The 18344-nt window shown below is 56.8% G+C and carries 19 protein-coding genes; 10 read left to right on the plus strand and 9 right to left on the minus strand.

From position 1 onward, the window contains the following. Nucleotides 1-57: 57 nt before the first annotated feature. Genes ACZ46I_RS03530 through mreC form a run of 6 tightly spaced genes read right to left on the minus strand, consistent with a single transcriptional unit; the run spans nucleotide 58 to nucleotide 6470 of the window. Complete coding sequence (locus ACZ46I_RS03530; RefSeq protein ID WP_464281436.1) at nucleotides 58-843, minus strand: SDR family NAD(P)-dependent oxidoreductase; 786 nt, start codon at nucleotides 841-843, stop codon at nucleotides 58-60. Beyond that, nucleotides 840-2321 (minus strand): bifunctional D-glycero-beta-D-manno-heptose-7-phosphate kinase/D-glycero-beta-D-manno-heptose 1-phosphate adenylyltransferase HldE, encoded by a 1482-nt coding sequence (hldE, locus tag ACZ46I_RS03535; protein ID WP_464281437.1) that lies wholly within the window; start codon nucleotides 2319-2321, stop codon nucleotides 840-842. The genes ACZ46I_RS03530 and hldE overlap by 4 nt, the downstream gene beginning before the upstream one ends. Before the next feature lie 27 nt (nucleotides 2322-2348). Beyond that, nucleotides 2349-3227 (minus strand): complex I NDUFA9 subunit family protein, encoded by an 879-nt coding sequence (locus ACZ46I_RS03540; RefSeq protein ID WP_464281438.1) that lies wholly within the window; start codon nucleotides 3225-3227, stop codon nucleotides 2349-2351. 35 nt (nucleotides 3228-3262) lie between these two features. Continuing rightward, nucleotides 3263-5068 (minus strand): penicillin-binding protein 2, encoded by a 1806-nt coding sequence (gene mrdA / locus ACZ46I_RS03545; RefSeq protein WP_464281439.1) that lies wholly within the window; start codon nucleotides 5066-5068, stop codon nucleotides 3263-3265. Beyond that, nucleotides 5062-5613: a rod shape-determining protein MreD gene (gene mreD / locus ACZ46I_RS03550; protein ID WP_464281440.1), complete on the minus strand. Its 552-nt coding sequence runs from the start codon at nucleotides 5611-5613 to the stop codon at nucleotides 5062-5064. The genes mrdA and mreD overlap by 7 nt, the downstream gene beginning before the upstream one ends. Continuing rightward, entirely contained in the window at nucleotides 5610-6470 is an 861-nt protein-coding gene (gene mreC / locus ACZ46I_RS03555; protein ID WP_013504733.1) for a rod shape-determining protein MreC, read from the minus strand. Before mreC ends, mreD begins: the two co-directional genes overlap by 4 nt. Before the next feature lie 142 nt (nucleotides 6471-6612). On the opposite strand from mreC, the gene ACZ46I_RS03560 reads away from it, so the two are divergent. The 7 genes from ACZ46I_RS03560 (at nucleotide 6613) to ACZ46I_RS03590 (ending at nucleotide 13661) form a co-directional block, all read left to right on the plus strand. Next, complete coding sequence (locus tag ACZ46I_RS03560) at nucleotides 6613-6762, plus strand: hypothetical protein (RefSeq protein WP_464281441.1); 150 nt, start codon at nucleotides 6613-6615, stop codon at nucleotides 6760-6762. After that, entirely contained in the window at nucleotides 6759-8183 is a 1425-nt protein-coding gene (locus tag ACZ46I_RS03565; protein WP_464281442.1) for a L,D-transpeptidase Cds6 family protein, read from the plus strand. Before ACZ46I_RS03560 ends, ACZ46I_RS03565 begins: the two co-directional genes overlap by 4 nt. A gap of 47 nt (nucleotides 8184-8230) precedes the next feature. Then, on the plus strand, nucleotides 8231-8656 hold the full coding sequence (gene fliW, locus ACZ46I_RS03570) for a flagellar assembly protein FliW (RefSeq protein ID WP_013504731.1): 426 nt from the start codon (nucleotides 8231-8233) through the stop codon (nucleotides 8654-8656). 2 nt (nucleotides 8657-8658) lie between these two features. After that, nucleotides 8659-8898 (plus strand): carbon storage regulator CsrA, encoded by a 240-nt coding sequence (csrA, locus tag ACZ46I_RS03575; protein ID WP_226508345.1) that lies wholly within the window; start codon nucleotides 8659-8661, stop codon nucleotides 8896-8898. A gap of 134 nt (nucleotides 8899-9032) precedes the next feature. Then, complete coding sequence (locus ACZ46I_RS03580) at nucleotides 9033-10964, plus strand: ATP-dependent helicase (RefSeq protein WP_464281443.1); 1932 nt, start codon at nucleotides 9033-9035, stop codon at nucleotides 10962-10964. Continuing rightward, nucleotides 10961-11920 carry a cation diffusion facilitator family transporter gene (locus tag ACZ46I_RS03585; protein ID WP_464281444.1) on the plus strand — a complete coding sequence of 320 codons (960 nt, stop codon included), beginning with the start codon at nucleotides 10961-10963 and terminating at the stop codon, nucleotides 11918-11920. The genes ACZ46I_RS03580 and ACZ46I_RS03585 overlap by 4 nt, the downstream gene beginning before the upstream one ends. Before the next feature lie 40 nt (nucleotides 11921-11960). After that, nucleotides 11961-13661: a BCCT family transporter gene (locus ACZ46I_RS03590; RefSeq protein ID WP_464281445.1), complete on the plus strand. Its 1701-nt coding sequence runs from the start codon at nucleotides 11961-11963 to the stop codon at nucleotides 13659-13661. Between the two features lie 76 nt (nucleotides 13662-13737). Here ACZ46I_RS03590 and dnaB read toward each other — a convergent pair whose 3' ends face one another. The 3 genes from dnaB to recA are packed head-to-tail and all read right to left on the minus strand — an operon-like array spanning nucleotide 13738 to nucleotide 16614. Beyond that, a complete protein-coding gene (gene dnaB / locus ACZ46I_RS03595; RefSeq protein ID WP_013504726.1) occupies nucleotides 13738-15090 on the minus strand; it encodes a replicative DNA helicase in 1353 nt (450 codons plus the stop codon). Further along, nucleotides 15090-15536, minus strand: a complete 447-nt coding sequence (gene rplI / locus ACZ46I_RS03600) for a 50S ribosomal protein L9 (RefSeq protein WP_013504725.1) — start codon at nucleotides 15534-15536, stop codon at nucleotides 15090-15092. Before rplI ends, dnaB begins: the two co-directional genes overlap by 1 nt. Before the next feature lie 4 nt (nucleotides 15537-15540). Continuing rightward, entirely contained in the window at nucleotides 15541-16614 is a 1074-nt protein-coding gene (gene recA / locus ACZ46I_RS03605; protein WP_013504724.1) for a recombinase RecA, read from the minus strand. Nucleotides 16615-16776: 162 nt separating this feature from the next. Here recA and ACZ46I_RS03610 point away from each other — a divergent pair, with 162 nt between their 5' ends. The 3 genes from ACZ46I_RS03610 to ACZ46I_RS03620 all read left to right on the plus strand — a co-directional run bounded on the left by ACZ46I_RS03610 (nucleotide 16777) and on the right by ACZ46I_RS03620 (nucleotide 18337). Beyond that, the gene (locus tag ACZ46I_RS03610; protein WP_464281446.1) at nucleotides 16777-17112 is read left to right on the plus strand and encodes a nitrogen fixation protein NifQ; all 336 of its coding nucleotides are present in this window, start codon (nucleotides 16777-16779) and stop codon (nucleotides 17110-17112) included. Nucleotides 17113-17120: 8 nt separating this feature from the next. Beyond that, a complete protein-coding gene (locus ACZ46I_RS03615; RefSeq protein ID WP_464281447.1) occupies nucleotides 17121-17618 on the plus strand; it encodes a hypothetical protein in 498 nt (165 codons plus the stop codon). Nucleotides 17619-18004: 386 nt separating this feature from the next. Beyond that, a complete protein-coding gene (locus ACZ46I_RS03620) occupies nucleotides 18005-18337 on the plus strand; it encodes a hypothetical protein (protein WP_013504721.1) in 333 nt (110 codons plus the stop codon). Nucleotides 18338-18344 lie beyond the last annotated feature (7 nt).

Below are 18344 nucleotides of genomic sequence, written 5' to 3' on the forward strand. Positions count from 1 at the left end.
ACTCCTGATATTTTGTAACATTCTAACACTAAAAAACATGCGATGCCAGTGAACTGTTCAGCCGGACCTGCCCGGACGGTGCACCACCAGAGAAGCAGCCTGGCTGGTACACGTAATCAGCACTTCCTGAATCTGGACATGGGGTGGCCGGGTGGCGATAAACAGGGCGGTTTCCGCCACGTCCGATGCCTGCAGGGGGTCGATATCCCGGTAGACCTGTCCGGCCCGCTCTTCATCGCCGTGAAAGCGCACTTTGCTGAAATTGGTCTCCGTCATGCCCGGCTGCAGGTCCGTTACCCGCAATGGCGTGTCAACCAGATCCATGCGCAGACCATCGGTCAGGGTGCGTACGGCAGCCTTGGTGGCGCAGTACACCGCTGCCCCGGGATAGGCGTAGCGCCCTGCCAGGGAGCCGATATTGATGATGTGGCCACTGCCCCGCTCTATCATGCCGGGAACGATTTTGCGGGTCACATAGAGCAGCCCTTTGACATTGGTGTCAATCATCTGATCCCAGTCGTCGAGGTCGCCCTCCTGGAAGGCTTCAAGCCCCAGCGCCAGGCCGGCGTTATTGATGAGGATGTCGATAGCGTGCCACTGCGGGGGCAGCTTCTCCAGCGCATCACTGACCTGCTGGCGCTGGCGCACATCCAGGGCAAAGGCGTGGGTGGAGATGCCGTACTGGCTCGTCAGTTCATCGGCCAGTCGCTGCACATTGCCCAGGGTGCGCGAGCACAGCAGCAAACGGGCTCCGTGGGCAGCGAATTCCCTGGCGCAGGCGGCGCCTATGCCGTCACTGGCACCGGTGATACAGACAGTTTTTCCTTGCAGATGCTGTTTCATAGCTGTTCTCTCTCCTTCTGATTCGCCAGGATGCGTTCAATGATCCCGGTGGTGGATGAACCTTCCACAAAGGGGATAATAATAACCTCACCGCCACCAGCCTCCACGATTTCGCGACCGACAACCTGCTCGGGACGGTAGTCCCCCCCCTTGATCAGCCCCTGTGGCTGAATGGCTGCAATAAGCTCCAGGGGGGTGTCTTCGTCAAAAACAACCACATAATCGATGGCCTCCAGCGCTGCCAGCACAACAGCCCGTTCATGCTGTCCGATGATGGGACGGGAAGGGCCTTTGAGCCGCCTGATGGAAGCGTCGGAGTTCAGGCCGAGGATCAGGACATCACCCTGCTTGCGGGCATCCTGCAGGTAGGTGATATGGCCATGGTGCAGCAGGTCGAAGCAGCCGTTGGTGAAGAGGATCTTCTTACCCTGACGGCGCAGCTGCTCCACCTGCGGAAGCAGCTCCGGCAGGCTTTTGATCTTGCGCGACGCCAGGGAACGCTGGGGCTGCAGGCGCTGCAGGATCTCTTCGGCACTGGCGGTGCTGGTCCCCACCTTGCCCACAACCACACCTGCGGCCGCGTTGGCAATGCGGCCGCATTCCACAAAGTCCAGTCCGCAGGCACAGCACAGGGCCATGACGGAGATCACCGTGTCACCGGCTCCGGTAACGTCGAAGACGTCCAGGGCCATGGTGGGAATATGTTCAACGCGGTCTTGCGGGAAGAAAAGGCTCATGCCCTCTTCGCTGCGAGTGATGGTCATTACATCCAGGTTCAGCTCCGTCAGCAGTTTACGACCTGCCGCCAGCAGGCTGTCATGGTCGGCAATGCGGATTCCCGACGCGATGGATGCCTCGCGACGGTTGGGGGTAATGGTGGTGGCTCCACGATAGAGACGGTAGTCATCGCCCTTGGGGTCAACCAGTACGGGGATGCCCTGCTGCCTTGCCATGCTGATGATGGCCTGCACCAGATGTGTCGTCAGCAGGCCCTTGCCGTAATCACTGATGACAATGGCGTCCCACGCCTGTTGCTGTCGCTGCAGAAAGTCCACGGCCTGGCGCTCGCTGTCGGCACTTATGGGCTGACGGCTTTCGCGGTCAATGCGCATCATCTGCTGGTGCGAAGCCATAATACGGGTTTTCCGGGAGGTGCGGCGATCCGGTTCGCGCAGGATGCCCTGCTGCCCGACACCGAGCGTCTGCAGCATCTGGCAGAGCTCGACACCATGGGCATCGGTTCCAACGACGCCCAGTATATCCACTGCCGCGCCCAGGGCCCGGAGGTTATGCAGGACGTTTCCGGCACCTCCCAGACGGGTGTCTTCGCGGCCGATGTCCACCACGGGCACGGGGGCCTCGGGGGAGATTCGTTCCGTCTGTCCCCACAGGTATTCGTCAATCATCAGATCTCCAGCCACCAGAATGCGCTTCTTGGGAAACTGTTCAAAAATGGCGGGATAGGAAAAAGTTTCCAAAATATTCTCCTTGATATCTCTGCTTGCCTACTGCCCGTAATACAGGGCAAACTTCTCCTCCAGGCTGCAGGGAGTTATATTGAGATCGTCAAATACCGCTGTCTCACTGGTAATGGAGCCCTTCAGGAGCATATGCAGCTGATCACTGCTGATGGGGAAGAAGGGAAAGCGACCAAAGAGCCTGGCCGAGAAGTCCACCAGGGAAACAGGCTGATGGACTTTCAGGGGCTTGCCCTTGCCGCGCAGAGCCGCCAGGGCATCCAGCAGCTCGTCATAGGTATAGCGCCGTGGCCCGCCCACCTCGTAGGTTTTGCCCCGGGCTGCCGGGCTTTCAATACAGCGGGCAAAGGCCTGGGCGATATTATCCACTGCCACCGGCTGCAGCTGGTATTTCCCGTCTCCAATCACCGGAATTGCTGGCAACTTGAGAAAAGAAAGCAGGAGATTGATAAACTCATCCCGTGGCCCAAAAATCACACTGGGCTTGAATATGGTGTAGTCCAGGCCACTCTCCTGGACGGCTTTTTCCGCAACAAATTTCGTACGATGGTAAGCGCTGCGGGAATCGGGGGCGCTGCCCAGGGCAGACATGTGAATAAAACGATTGACTCCCTTCTCCCTGGCGGCTTTCAACATGCTCAGGGTTGCCTGGGTGTGGAGGGCTTCATAGGTTATGGCTGGCGGAAATTCACGAATAATTCCCACCAGGTGAACAACAGCATCGCAGCCCTCCACAAGCTCCAGCAGGCTGTCGTATTTTTCCATGCTCCCCAGCACACTTTCCATGCCCGGACGCAGGCTCTGGGGCTTTCGGGCCAGCAAGCGGACCTGGTATCCTTGCTCCAGGAGCGCAGATACAACATGGGAACCAACAAATCCTGTACCACCGGTTACAGCTACCTTCATGGCTCACTCCTTTACTCACTTGTTCAATCAGGCGTTCAGGGAATTTTCAACTCCTCAAGGGCGTAGACCACCAGGTCACGGAAAAGCGGACCGGCGGTGCGGGCTCCTGATCCTCCGTTCTGCACAAAGACCAGCACCGCTATTTTGGGGTTGTCGAGGGGAGCATAGCCACCGAACCAGGCGTGATCCCGGTGTCCCACGTAGATATTCTGCTCATCGTACTCCTCATCGGGGGCCAGGCCGATAACCTGGGCAGTTGCACTTTTGCCGGCCATGGTAACGCGTGGGTGACGCAGATGGCGCCCTGTGCCTCGTTCGCCATAGATAACCCGCCGCATGCCCTCCTGGATAATGGAAAGGTTGCGGGGTGAGATATCTGCCTGCTGGCCGGGTACAATCAGCTGCTCCTCCTCGCCGACATGGGAAACAAGGCGGGGCGTCAGTACATAGCCACCGTTGGCAATGGCTGCGGTCATAACGGCCAGCTGCAGGGGCGTCAGTGTCACATATCCCTGACCGATACTGGCGGGAATGGTATCTCCGGGATACCATACTTCACCACGGTTTTCCAGTTTCCAGGCACGAGTGGGGAGAATCCCCGGCTTTTCGCCAGGGATATCAATGCCGGTACGCCTGCCAAGACCAAACATGCTGCCATACTTGGCCATGTTGTCGATGCCGATCTCCAGCCCGTAATGGTAGTAAAACGAATCCACACTCTCTTCCAGGGACTTGTAAACATCAGTCACGCCATGGCCCGCTCGATTCCAGTCGCGATAGCGGCGGTTGCCATACTCGTAGAACCCCGGATAGTTGGTGCGGGTGCTTTCATCAATTACCCCCATCTCCAGGCCCGCCAGAGCCGTTATCATCTTGAAGTAGCTCCCGGGAGGAAAAATACTGCGGGTGGCCTTGTTCTCCAGGGGGTGGTGCTTATTGGAGATCAGGCTCTGCCAGTCAGCCCGGCTGATGCCCGTGGCAAAGAGGTTGGGATCGAAGGATGGGTAGCTGCCCATGGCCAGAATATGGCCGGTGCGCACGTCCATGACAACCGCTGCACCGGCGTAATGCTTAAAGAGGGCGTCCATGTGTTTTTGGAGCCGGTAGTCCAGGGCCAGGCGAATATCCGTCCCGGAAACTGGGGTCACTTCATCAATGGTGCGTATGGGGCGATTCACCGCATCGACTTCATAGGTCACTCGACCAGAGGTTCCCCGCAGAAAACGCTCGTAGGCTACTTCCACGCCAGATTTTCCAATCAGGTCTCCCACAGAATAATCACTGAACTCCGAGCGGCGCAACTCGCTTTCGTTGATCTCACCCAGGTAGCCAAAAACATTGGCCGCCATCTTTCCCTTGATGTAGTGGCGCTTGGGAACAGTCTCCACCCGCAAACCAGGATACTCGTAATGGCGCGCCTCCACATAGCATACCTCTTCAAAGCTGATATCACGCTTCACTGTCAAAGGACGAAAGCGGTTGATGGCCCGGTAGCGATCGCGGAAATCCCGTTCGTCAATATGAAAACGGTCAATGAGAAACTCCACCAGTTTCTCCAGGTCATCCACATTCTCCTTGATAACCACAAGATTATAACTGGGGACATTCTCCACCAGCAGAATGTTGTTGCGATCGAATATCTTGCCGCGGTGGGCCTTGGTTTCATAGGTGCGGATACGGTTGCTCTCGGCGCGACTGGAGAGCGATTCATGCTGCAGTACCTGAATATACCACAGGCGCAGGCCAACAACGACAAAACCAAGAATGATCAGGCTCAGCAGCACCAGCAGACGCCCCTGAAAAAAAGGCTGGTAATTACGCTCTTCGTGAACCACTACCATTGATCGTCACCATGGGGAGTCCAGCGCCGGCGACGTCGGGAATTTCGCCGCTCATAGAGGGAGAGAAACCAGTGATTCAGCAGAATCAATGGCTGATAGAGCAACCCAAAGGCAATGACGCTCAGGAGGGCATCCAGGAAAACGCGCAGCAGAATGCTGTGCATGGTCAGCGTATCCGCCTGGCCCAGGGGAGCGGCCAAGGCGCCTATGAGGTAAATTTGTGACATTCCCGCCAGGACACTGATGACCATCAGAATAATAGACAATTCATACTTTTGGCACAAAAGCTGACGATTCCGTAATGAAGTCATCAGATATGCGGTAAAGGAGTAGAGCAGAATATGGTAGCCGAAGAGAATGCCCGTTACCGCATCCATGATAAACCCGAACAGCATGGCGATGGATAAGCCTTCCAGCTCATCCATGAGTGTCACCATGCAGAAAAAGAACAGAAAGGGCAGATCCGGCGTGTACATTCCAAAAGGAAAGGAGGACTGCACAGCTATAAAGAAAAAGAAAAGCAGCAGATAGGCGAAAAACTTCACGGGACCACCTTCGCCTCTTCCTTGTGAGCGTCAAATTCGCCCGCTTCCACTTTCAGCACCAGCACCTCTTCCAGTCGATTGATGTCAACAAAGGGGGCAATGGTTCCCTTGAAGAACAAGTCGGTATCAGCCGCAATTCCCGTAATACGCCCAACCGGAAGACCAGCGGGAAAGACCTGATCCACACCACTGGTAAAGACAATATCCCCTTCCCGCGCCTTTCCACCAGCATCCAGATAACGGATATTCATTTCGCTGCCATAGCCCCCCACGGCCACCAGAGGCTCACGATCCGCGCTGGTGACGCTGCTGACCGCAAACTTCGGATCCAGTACGCTGAGCACCTGGGAGTACCCCAGGGAGACATGCACCACCCGGCCCACAATACCCTCAGGGGTCACCACCGGCATATTGACTTTAATACCCTTCTCCACGCCCACGTCCAGAGTAATGGTGCGCAGCCACGACGAAGGATTGCGCCCGATGACGCGGGCATACAGATACTCATGGCGGTTCTGACGAGTGTATTCCAGGTGGCGTCGCAGCTCCATAAGCTCACGCTGCACTTCGTGGAATCCCAGCAACGCGATGCGGGCATCATCAAGCTCACGGGAAAGCTGTCGATTGCGCTCCTCCACTTCCCGCAAATCAATATACCTGGCTCTGAAATCCTGCAGGTTATAGTAGTTCTTCACAAAAAAACTCTGCACCGGACCCGTGACCGGCATGAGGATGACATTGATCGGGTTGGCCGGGTGCAGCTTTCCGGAAAGCTGCAACGCAATGAGCACAAGAAGGAAGAGGCTGATCAGGGAAAAATATATGCGTTTTTTTTTGGCAAAGAGAAATTGCAGCATGCTGGAGTCCGCGAAACAGAATAAAAGGCAGATATTTTCGAAAGTGATGTTTCTTGTCAACCACAGAAATAATTCAATTGCAGTTTAAGGGCTTTTGGATATTATACCCATATTTTTGATAGTACCACAACTGCAGGATGCCGTGAGCCTGAAATCGTTGCCTAATGTCACAGGCTCTGGTAACATCCGCGTTTGGAGCGAAAACCTCTATTTCGCGCCTGATACCTGGTATGCTGCCCTGCGCGAAAGCAGCAACCTGGAAACGTTTGTATGGGAGTTTGACTTTTTATGACTCGAATACGCAACCGATGCCTGAGCAGCCTCTCCGGCAGCCTGCTGCTCTTTCTTTTCTCTGCGGTATACGCAGGAGCCCAGGTTAACTCCCCCGGCTATCTCTATCAGCAGGCCCTCGCACAGTTCGGCGAAAGCAACTATACCTCGGCCCGGGAATTCATACACGGCGCTGTCCAGCGTGAAGAGAGCTTCAAGTACTTCTATCTGGCGGGCCTTGTGGATCTTCGACTGGAAAATTATACCAGCGCCATTCGCAACCTCGCTCGCAGCCTGGAAATCATCCCCGAAGGCACCAATCCCCATAACGCCAAGTATAACCTGGCCTTCGCTTACTGGAAAAACGGCCAGCATGAACTGGCAGAAACCCTGCTGCGGGACTGCGAGACCAAAGAAGCCCGCAAGCTGCTGGGCTACATCTCCTTTGAAAAGGGACTGCAGATCATCCTCTCTACCCATCAGACCCTGCCCGGGACGCGCAAGGATCTGGCCTATGAACTGCTCACTTCTTTTCAGGCCAACAGTAATGACATCAACTTCATCGACGACACTCCGATCATTGATCCTCCCGTGTTCTCCGAACACTCGCTGCCAGGCCATGTGCTGCAGGTGGCTGACGGCCAGATTTTCATCTGGACCTCCAAGAACCAGCAGGTGACCTACATCATCCAGCGGCAGGGCGAAGGTTTTACGGTGCTGGAAGCCTACCACTCCAGCACCGGGCGCATTCCCGGGGAGAAACAGCGACGCGGCGATGAGAAAACGCCCACCGGAATTTATTTTCCCGTCAGCAAGATGACCACCAACCAGATGCCCCAGCGCTACGGCGCTTATGCCTTCCCCGTAAATTACCCCAATCACCTGGATAAACACCTGGGGCGAACCGGCAGCGGCATCTGGCTGCACGGCATCAATGAAAACGATAACGGTCAGATCCCCTATAACAGTGAAGGCTGCGTAGTCTTCAGCAATGAAGGTATCTTCGGGGTTTCGCGACATATAGTGCTGCGGGAAACTCCTGTCATCCTGGCCGAAGACTTCATCTTCCTGACCCAGGAGGAAGTGGCTGCCAAGCGCGAAGATCTGCTGCAGACGCTGCACCGCTGGCGCGATGACTGGGCCTCTCTGGATCACGATGCCTACATGTCCCACTACGCCGAAAATTTCTCCGCCGGTCGATTCAACCGCAATACCTGGAGCAGCGACAAGGCCCGCATTAACCGCCGGAAAACCTTTATAGAAATCGAAATGGAAGACATCTCCCTCTTCCTGTATCCCGAACTGGAAAACGGCAAGGAAGTCGCCCTGGCCACCTTCAATCAGGTCTACCGCTCCAGTAACTTTAACAGCGACTCCTTCAAATTCGTCTATCTGGTCAAAGAAAATGGCCATTGGAAAATCATCACGGAAGGTTCGTTCTGACACAACATCGCCCTGCCGAGGAGCCAGGGAACAATACAGGAGTCTCAATGAAAATTACTACCAGCCGCTTTGGCGAAATAACCGTCGCCGAAGAAGACATCATCCGCATGACCGAACCCCTGCTGGGTTTCCCCGATCTCAAGCAGTATGTGTTGCGGGATCACTCCGATGACACCCCGTTCAAGTGGCTCCAGTCACTGGATGACACTACTCTGGCCTTTGTGGTGCTCGACCCGGTACTCTTCAAGCCCGACTACGCCGTGCGCCTGAGTCGCTCCGACGTGGAGGATCTGCAGCTGGAATCGGAAGAGTCTGCCCAAGTCTACACCATCGTGGTCGTACCCCAGGATCCCAAGAAGATGACTGCCAACCTCCAGGCGCCCCTTGTGCTCAATACCCGCAACAACATCGCCAAGCAGGTGGTGCTGAATGATCCGCAGTACCCCATCAAATACCCGGTATTCGGGGAATAGTCATGCTGGTACTCTCCCGTAAAAAAAACGAAACCATCATGATCGGGGACGATATCTTCATCACCGTTGTGGATGCCATGAACGGCGTGGTGAAGATCGGCATTGAAGCCCCGCGTAATGTCAAGGTTTACCGCAAGGAAGTTTACGACGCTATCCAGGAAGAAAACCGCGCCGCCGCCCAGAGTTCGCAGCACCTCCAGCTTCCCGGCAACTTCACCTTCCCCACCAGCAAGAAAAAGTAAACCCGGCACGTATTGGCACACCCTCAGCTTGCTGCAAACCCCATAATCGACACGCTGCTGAAAAATGCTCACGTGCGCGCCACGGACACGGCTACCGGCGAGGGTTTTTCAGCAGCCTGCAAAAGGACGAACTGGTGCCCCATACCCAGGACATTTCCCAAGCCATTTTTTCCCAACTCAATACCCAGCAGGGCGCAGCCGTGGCCCATATGGACGGGCCTGCCCTGATCCTGGCCGGAGCTGGCAGCGGCAAGACCCGTGTCCTCACCGCCAGAATCATGAATCTCCTTCAGCAGGGAGTCGCACCCTGGAATATCCTGGCGGTCACCTTCACCAACAAGGCCGCTGGAGAAATGCGCCAGCGGATTCGCTCCCGGCTGGGCCCCGTGGCCAGCGACATCTGGATCGGAACCTTCCACAGCATCGCCCTGCGCATCCTGCGTATTGAGTGTCACCATATCGGGTACGAAAGCGATTTTGTCATCTACGATCCTGCCGACGGCCTCAAGGTGGTCACCAAGGTTCTCAAGCGCCTCAACATCAGCGCGCAGACCATGCCGGCCAAAAAGGCTCTTGGCATCATAAGCTCCCTTAAAAACAGCGGTTATCGCCCTGACGACCTGGAGAGCGCTTCGACCCTCGACACCACTGTGGTCGCCCCGGTCTTCCGCGAATATCAGAAGCTGATGCTCAGCTTCAACGCCATGGATTTCGATGATCTGCTGCTGAACCTCAAGGAGATCCTGTACCACTCTTCCGATGTCCTGCAGAAGTACCAGCAGAAGTTTCGCTACATCCACGTGGATGAGTACCAGGACACCAACCAGGTTCAGTTTGAAATCCTGCACCTGCTGGCCGGACAGCACCGCAATCTTTTTGCCGTGGGCGATGACGATCAGTCCATCTATCGCTTTCGTGGTGCCACCATTGAGAATATCCTCAACTTCGAACAGCACTATCCCAATACCGCCATCTTCAAGCTGGAGCAGAATTACCGGTCTCCCCAGAGTATTCTCGACTGCGCCAACAGTATCATCAGTCGTAACCCGCGCCGTCACCCCAAGCAGCTCTTCTCTGACCTGGGACCCGGCGAGAAAATCGGTCTCAAGGTGCTGCCCAGCGCCGACGACGAAGCCAGCTTCATCGTCGGTGAAATCCAGCAGCTTCTCAGCGACGGGTTCGCCCCCAGTGACATTGCCGTGCTCTACCGCACCAACGCCCAGAGCCGCCTCTTTGAAGCCCTGCTGCTGCGCCGGGGAATCCCCTACCGCGTGGTGGGCTCCTTCGAGTTCTGGAAGCGTAAAGAAATTCAGGACGTACTTGCCTATGTCAGCCTGATCGCCAACCCCAGGGATATCCAGGCCTTTGAACGCGTCGTCAACTACCCCCTGCGGGGTATTGGTGCCGCGTCAGTGGAGAAAATCGTCAGCCTGGCCGTGGACAGCGGTCGCCCCGTGCTGGAAGCTGCCGCCCTCATGGCCGCTGACCTGCGTGGCAAAGCCCGCCAGAGCATCGAGAACTTCCTGGAGTTTCTTGCCTCCTTCCGGGGCGGTCAGGATTACCTCATCAGCGACATGATCGAGGAAATCGTGCGCAAGGCGGGAATCGACAAGGATATCCGCAATCGCGAAGATGAGCACCAGGCCCAGTCGCGCCTGGAGAACATCGGCGAACTGATCAGCGCCGCCACCGCCTTCGAAAAGGAGCGCCCTGCGGAGCAGATCACCCTGAGCCACTTCCTTGAGGAGATCAATCTGGGCATTGAAACCCGCCAGAACACCCAGGAGGGCGTCAGCCTGCTGACTATTCACTCCGCCAAGGGCCTTGAGTTTCCCGTTGTCTTCCTCAGCGGGCTGGAAAACACCCTCTTTCCTTCGCCCATGAGCATGGGGAATCAGTTTGCCCAGGAAGAAGAGCGCCGCCTGATGTACGTGGCCGTTACTCGCTGCCAGGAAAAGCTCTTTCTCACCCGCGCCCAAAGCCGAACCATGTTCGGCAAAACCACCTTCTGCGGAGAAAGCATGTTCCTGCGGGATATTCCCCAGGAACTGCTGCATAAGCTATGAACAACCGCGATGAGCATGCCGGCCACCACCTGCGCCTGAAAAAGCGCGCTTCCTTCTTCAGCGTCAGTGTCGCCATCATTCTGGCCATAACCAAGCTTACGGTGGGCATAGCCATCAACTCCCTGGCCATTATCGCCATGGCCATCGACTCCGTCATGGATATCGTCATGAGCGCTGCCAATTTTGTCGGAATCCGCATGGCCGCCCAACCTGCCGACCCGGAACACCCCTTCGGTCACGGCAAGTTCGAAACCATGGCCGCCCTCTTCCAGGGAACCGTCATCCTCGGCATCGGTATCTTTCTGGCCTACGAAGGCTTTCGACGTATTGTCAGCGGCGACACCATTGCCACGGAGGGATTGCAGCTGGGCATCGCCATTATGGCCCTCAGCGCCCTCGTCTCCCTGGTGTTAAGCCGCTACCTGCGCAGGACTGCCCGAACCACCGATTCGCTGGCCCTGCAGACCGATTCCCTGCACTACTCCACCGATGTCTGGACCAACGGCGGTGTCATGGTGGCCCTTACGGTCATGTTCTTTGTGCCATGGCCCTGGCTGGACCCACTGATCTCCATCCTCATTGCCCTGTACATCATCAAGGAAGCCCTGCCACTGCTGAGAAAAGTGCTGAACGAACTGGCCGAGAGCGCCCTGCCTGAAACTCAGCGACAGCAGATTACGGAAATTGTGCTGGCCAACCGGGAGATTGTCGACCTCCACGACCTGCGCACCCGCAAAAGCGGCTCCACAAAAATTATGGATATGCACATCACCGTCTGTAAAAATTACACCATCAAACAGGCCCACGACATCGCCGATGCCGTGGAGGCCAGCCTGAAGGAGCAGTTTACGGACGCCGATATTGTCATTCATATCGACCCCTGCAGCGTCAAGCACTGCCCGGAAGAGACGCCAAACACCCAGTGCCCCATCGGCAAGCAGGCCATAACACCATGAACGGCCGCGCCCAGTAATCTCAGAACAAGGAGGCCAGAGAATGTACTACGGACAGGCCAGGTCGGGACTCCTGCAGGGCATGAACCCGCGCACCACCATTGCCACCATTGTCATTATCCTGCTTGCCCTGTGGGCGGGAACCTTCCATAACCAGCAGAGCGCCCGGCATATCAGCACCATCCGCACTGCCCTGAACCCGTTTCTGGAGTGGTACTATGTGGCCCTGGTGGCTTTCCTGCTCTTCTTCATGGTATGGCTTGGCATCGGGCGCTTCAAAAACGTCCGCCTCGGCGGCGATGATGAACGCCCCGAGTTCACCTTTTTCTCCTGGGTCGCCATGCTTTTTGCCGCCGGCACTGGGGTGGGCATTCTCTTCTGGGCTGTGGCTCAACCCATCCTGCAATTTCAGGAGAACCCCTTTATCGGCAGCGGCATGAGTCCGGAAGCCGCCACGGTCGCCATGCGCCTGACCTATTTCCACTGGGGGCTCAACGGCTGGGCTATTTTTGCCTTTGTTGCTCTGTCCATGGCCTATTTCTCTTTTCGCCACAACCTGCCCCTCACAGTGCGCTCAGCCCTCTACCCCTTCTTCGGTGAACGGGTACGCGGTCCCCTGGGCGACATCGTGGACACGCTGGCGGTTTTCGGCACCATTTTCGGTATCGCCACCACCCTCGGACTGGGCGTTCAGCAGATGAACTCCGGATTACAGCAGGTCTTTGGACTGGACGCCTCTGTGCGCCTGCAACTTTCCATCACCGCTATCATCATGGCCATTGCCACGGCATCGGTGGTATCCGGGGTTCGCCGCGGGGTGCGCATACTGTCGGAGATGAATTTCTGGCTCAGCATCGCCATGGTGAGTTTTATCCTGCTCTTTGGGCCCACCCAGTACCTGATCGGGCTGATCCTGGAATCCACAGGTGACTACCTCCAGAACATTCTGGCCATGACCTTCCACACCAACGTCACGCGGGGAGATCAGTGGCAAGCCCAGTGGACGGTCTTCTTCTGGGGCTGGTGGATCGCATGGTCACCCTTTGTGGGCATGTTCATCGCCCGCATCTCCCGGGGCCGCACCTTCCGCGAATTTGTGGCCGGCGTGCTGCTGGTGCCGACACTGATCACCATCGTGTGGATCGGCCTCTTCGGAGGAACAGCTCTGCACCACGAGCAGTTCGGCGCCGGGGGCATCGTTGCCGCAGTGGAGCAGGATATCGCCAGCGCCTTGTTTGTCACCATCGAGGCCATGAATCTGGGAGTTTTTTCAACCATGGCCTCCATGGCCATGGTGCTCCTGATCTGCACCTATCTCATCACCTCTGCCAATGCGGGAACCCTGGTGATCAACACCATTCTTTCCGGCGGAGACACAGAGCCGCCCACGGCTCACCGCATTCTCTGGGGTGCTGTGCTGGCCCTGCTGACATCGGTGCTGCTGGTGGCTGGTGGACTTGAAACCCTTCAGTCAACGGTCATTGCTGCCGCGCTGCCCTTCTCCCTGATCATCGTCCTGATGATCGGTGGATTGCTGCGCGCTCTGAACCATGAACGCTTTGCTGCTCGCAAAGGTCTGCGCACGGAAGCACCCCGCGAACCTTGGATTGATCTCGATGACGCAGGGCAGAAGAGCACCTGGAGACGCACGTCAGCCAGAAGCCTGCGTAAACGACGCCTTTCCAGGGAGCGGCTGCCATCCCACGCTCACAAGGCAGAAAGTGGAGAAGAAAAAACGATGTAATGATTCACGCAGCACTCTCGCCAGCATTCCCTTCGGAGCACTGGCGCTCCTGCTGAAATACAAAGGAAAAGACGGCTCAGTAGCCGTCCTGCTGATAACCCTTGGCCAGGTTCTCAAAGCGGGTGAGTTCCTCGCGGAACAGCAGTTTGACCGTGCCGGTGGGACCATTGCGCTGCTTGGCGATGATAATCTCGGCCACATTGGGTTCGGGAGTGTCGGAGTGGTAAACCACATCGCGGTAGATGAACATGATGATGTCGGCGTCCTGCTCAATGGCTCCCGACTCGCGCAGGTCTGAGGGCATGGGACGCTTGTCCTGACGCTGTTCCACACTGCGGTTGAGCTGACTCAGGGCGATAACCGGCACATTAAGTTCCTTGGCCAGGCCCTTGAGAGAGCGCGATATCTCAGATATCTGCTGCTCGCGACTCTCCTTGATGGTGCCGCCCACCAGCTGCAGGTAGTCCACGATAATCATGTCAAGGCCCTTCTCATTGGCCAGTCGACGCGCCTTGGCGCGGATCTCCAGCACCGATATGCCCGGCGTGTCATCAATATAGATTTCCAGATTGGAGAGGCTGCCCGTGGCCTGAGCCAGCCTGGGCCAGTCGTCGCGTTCCAGCTGCCCGGTGCGCACCCGGTTGGAGTTCACCTGAGCTTCGGCGCACAGAAGACGCATGACCAGCTGCTCCTTGCTCATTTCCAGGGAGAAGATGGCCACCTTGTGTTTGCCGATACTGGTGGCATTCTGAGTCAGACTCAGGGCAAAGGCGGTCTTCCCCATGGCGGGACGACCGGCAATAATAATGAGGTCCGAGGGCTGCAGACCGCTGGTCTTGTCATCCAGGTCGTGGTAACCGGTTGTCACTCCGGTGACCTTGGATTTCTTCTCGTACAGCTCCTCAATGCGCATATATGCGGCTTTGGTGATGTCATAGATATGGTGAAAGCCCTTTTTGGCACGCCCCTGGCTGATCTGGTAAACCTTGCTTTCGGCATAGTCCAACAGGTACTCGGAGTCCTGTTCGCCATCGTAGCCCTTTTCCACAATGTCCGTGCCCGCCTCAATCAGCTGGCGGCAGACCGACTTCTCCTTCACAATGCGGGCGTAGTGAACGACGTTGGCGCTGGTCACTACCCGTCCAGCCAGATTAACCAGGTACTCCAGCCCGCCGCAGTACTCCAGTTGCTTGCGTTTGGAGAGCTGGTCGGAAAGGGTGATGTAATCAATGGCCTGGCCATGATTGAACAGGTCGGTCAGGGCGGTGAAAATATGGCGATGGGCCTCCAGATAGAAGTCCTCGGCGCCAAGCACTTCCACCACCTTGGCCATGGCCTTGTCGTCCACAATACAGGCTCCCAGCACAGCGTGCTCGGACTCGGTATTATGGGGCGGAATTTTTATCGCGGAACGCTGCTGGATCTCCATCACTCTTCAAACACCTGTATCTCCAGGTCGAACTTGACTTCGGGGTGCAGGCGCATCTGAACAGAATGCTTGCCCAGCGCCTTGATGCCCTGGGGCAGCTTGATCTGCTTTTTGTCCACCACCAGCCCCAGCTTGCCCAGTTCATCGGCCACGTCAGCGGAAGTCACAGCACCGAAGAGTTTACCCTTGTCGCCACAGGGACGGGTGAACTTCAGGACGCCAACCTCCTGCACCGCCTTGCCCAGAGCCTGGGCCTGGGCGAGCTCGTAGGCGGCCTGCTCCTGTTCCTGACGCTTGCGCTCCTGTAGTTCGGCCAGGTTGATGTCTGTGGCCTCGATGGCCAGGCTTTTCTTGAACAGAAAGTTGCGGGCAAACCCGGGGTTAACGTCCTTGACGTCGCCCGCACGGCCCTGTCCGGGAACATTCTGCAGAAATATGACTTTCATGGAATTACTCCTTGTCCTTTGCTTTACGGGAACCTTTGCCCGTCGGCGCTGCCGGCTCCTCTTTTGCCTGAGGTGCATCATCCTCAAGGACCGGTATCAGGCCTACCTTCTCCTTGACCTTGCGCTCCAGTTCCTTGGTCACTTCCGGATGCTCTTTCAGATAGGTCTTGACGTTTTCGCGCCCCTGGCCAATGCGTTCGCCATTATAGGAGTACCAGGAGCCGCTCTTGCCCAGGATGTCATAGTCCGTCGCCATATCGATGATGGTGCCGATGGAGCTGATCCCCTCACCAAAGGTGATGTCGAACTCCGCTTCCTTGAAGGGTGGCGCCACTTTGTTTTTCACCACTTTTACCCGGGCGCGGTTGCCCGTCACGTCGGTGCCCTCCTTGATGGAAGCGATGCGACGGATATCAAGACGCATGGAGGCGTAGAACTTCAGCGCGTTGCCACCGGTGGTGGTCTCGGGATTTCCGAACATGACACCTATCTTCGAGCGGATCTGGTTGATGAAGATAACCACCGTATGGGATTTATTGATGGCTCCGGTCAGTTTGCGCAGGGCCTGGGACATCAGACGCGCCTGGGCGCCCATGGTGGCCTCGCCCATTTCCCCTTCCAGTTCGGCCTTGGGCACCAGGGCCGCCACGGAGTCAATGACGATCACGTCAATGGCGCCACTGCGCACCAGGGTGTCGGCAATTTCCAGGGCCGACTCGCCGTAGTCGGGCTGGCTGACCAGCAGGGCTTCCGTATTGATGCCGATTTTCCTGGCATACATGGCGTCAAAGGCGTTCTCGGCATCGATGAAGGCCGCCGTACCTCCCATCTTCTGGGCCTCGGCGATGGCGTGCAGGCTGAGGGTCGTTTTCCCGCTGGATTCAGGGCCGTAAATCTCAATGACACGCCCCCGTGGATAACCACCAACGCCCAGGGCGATATCCAGAGCCAGATTCCCACTGGGCACCACGGGAATGGCGGGTATCTCCCCGGAGCCAAGGCGCATGATGCTGCCTTTTCCGTGGGCTTTCTCTATCTGGGCTATGGCCAACTCCAGTGCTTTTTGCTTTTCACTCATGAATACGCTCCCTCAGTGTGAGATGTCGATGTCAGCGAGTACTATAAATCAAAGTGCCCACAGTGTCACTTGCTATTCCCGGCCTGCTGCTCCCGCCCGTCAAGGCAAAACACTTGCCTTTTCAGCTGTCGAATCGTAGATTCCAGAATCTGGAGGCATACCGTGAACACATCATCACCATACCCCTACCGCGAAGTGGAAGAGGCCCTGCGCCAGCTGCTCGCCGAACACGGCAGCAATGACTACGCCCGCCATGAACTGGCCCCCCTGATCGCGGCCAAATCCCTGCTGATGAACCATCTCTATGAGGATCTGGGGCTCGCCTCGCGCAAGGAGATGAACGCCCTCATGCAGGAGCATTTCCCCGCGCTGGCCGCCCGCAAACCGGAAAACATCCGCTGGAAGAAGTACCTCTACGACCTGCTGGGCAAAACTGCCCCCGCCTGTGGCATGTGCCAGGACTTTGACGAGTGCTTCGACTGCCAGATCGTGCAGTAGGAGCGCAGATGTTCAAGGTGCTCTTCAGGAGACTTTTCCACAGGCAATCAACGCCCCCAGCCGACGCTGAACGGTTACAGAAAACCGCCCAGGCTATGATGCTCGCCCCTGAACCCAGGCTCTACTGCCCCCCAGCTTCCGCACGGTATGAAGGGCTCAGCAAAAGCATTCGCCAGGCAATCGAAGAACACCAGGTCAATGTGGGTTTTTTCTGGGCTGAACTTTCCCCTGGACAGCGGGAAAACTGCGGAGTCATCGCCATCGCTGATCCGGCTATGGGAGCAGGGCACCCCGATGCACTGACAGCAAAGCTCGACGCGCTGCGTCGCTACACGGGTATCTCTGAGCTGGATGCCACGCGCGCCTGGAATTACCAGGATGGGTATTGTATTTTCAGCAGTGTGTGGGTCTGTGATGGTAAGAAGAGTCCCGAGGAGGCATACCGGCTGTGGAGCCGAAACGATATAGCCACCCACGTAAGCGGGTGGCTGAACTGGAAGAGGTAATCGTCCCACTGATGGGGAGTTCTGAAAAGCCAAAGGCCCACTATTCGATAGCCATATCCCTTTACATTGACAGTGTCGCTAATCCCTAGTGGGCCCTTTGGTTGCGGCACGCTCTGCGGGTTTGTCCCGTTACAGTGATCCATGATGTCATACCGTGGATTCCTCGTGGCGGCGTGCCTTCTTGGAGAGTTTGCTGTGAACAGTCATCCTACGCAATAAGCGTACCCTCCGCTGTGAATGATCTTGAGTACCGCTGGTACTCACAGAGTATAGTGAGTTTTTGCAGAAATAATTCAAGGCTTTTCTTGAATTTTTTGTACAATATCGTTGGAAATATCTCTTCAGGTACCACAACAGCGCCTGGAGCGCAGCTCAAAGGGGGAACCATGCTGGGAATGGAAAAAATCATCGAGAACAAGGCCGCTCTGCTGAAAGGCACCCTGACCGTGGAGGAAGCGCTGGAACTCGCCGTTGCCTTTCGGGATGCCCGCAACTACCTCTGGAACAAGTTCGGCAGCGATCATGTGGTGGCCCTCTCCCTTGACAATGCCCTGAAAATGATTGCGGCCATCAGTGAGCTGCACAGCCGCAACGCCATCAGCGGGCAGGCGCGCATCGGCGACCTCATAACCCTTGGCGGCGCCTTTGGCGAATACCTGCAGCGCGAAGAGGAAATCTCAGGGTACAGCAGCGATGCGCAGGGCCGCCGGAAAAAGTAACTCAAGT

The sequence above is a fragment of the Desulfurispirillum alkaliphilum genome (assembly GCF_055378285.1).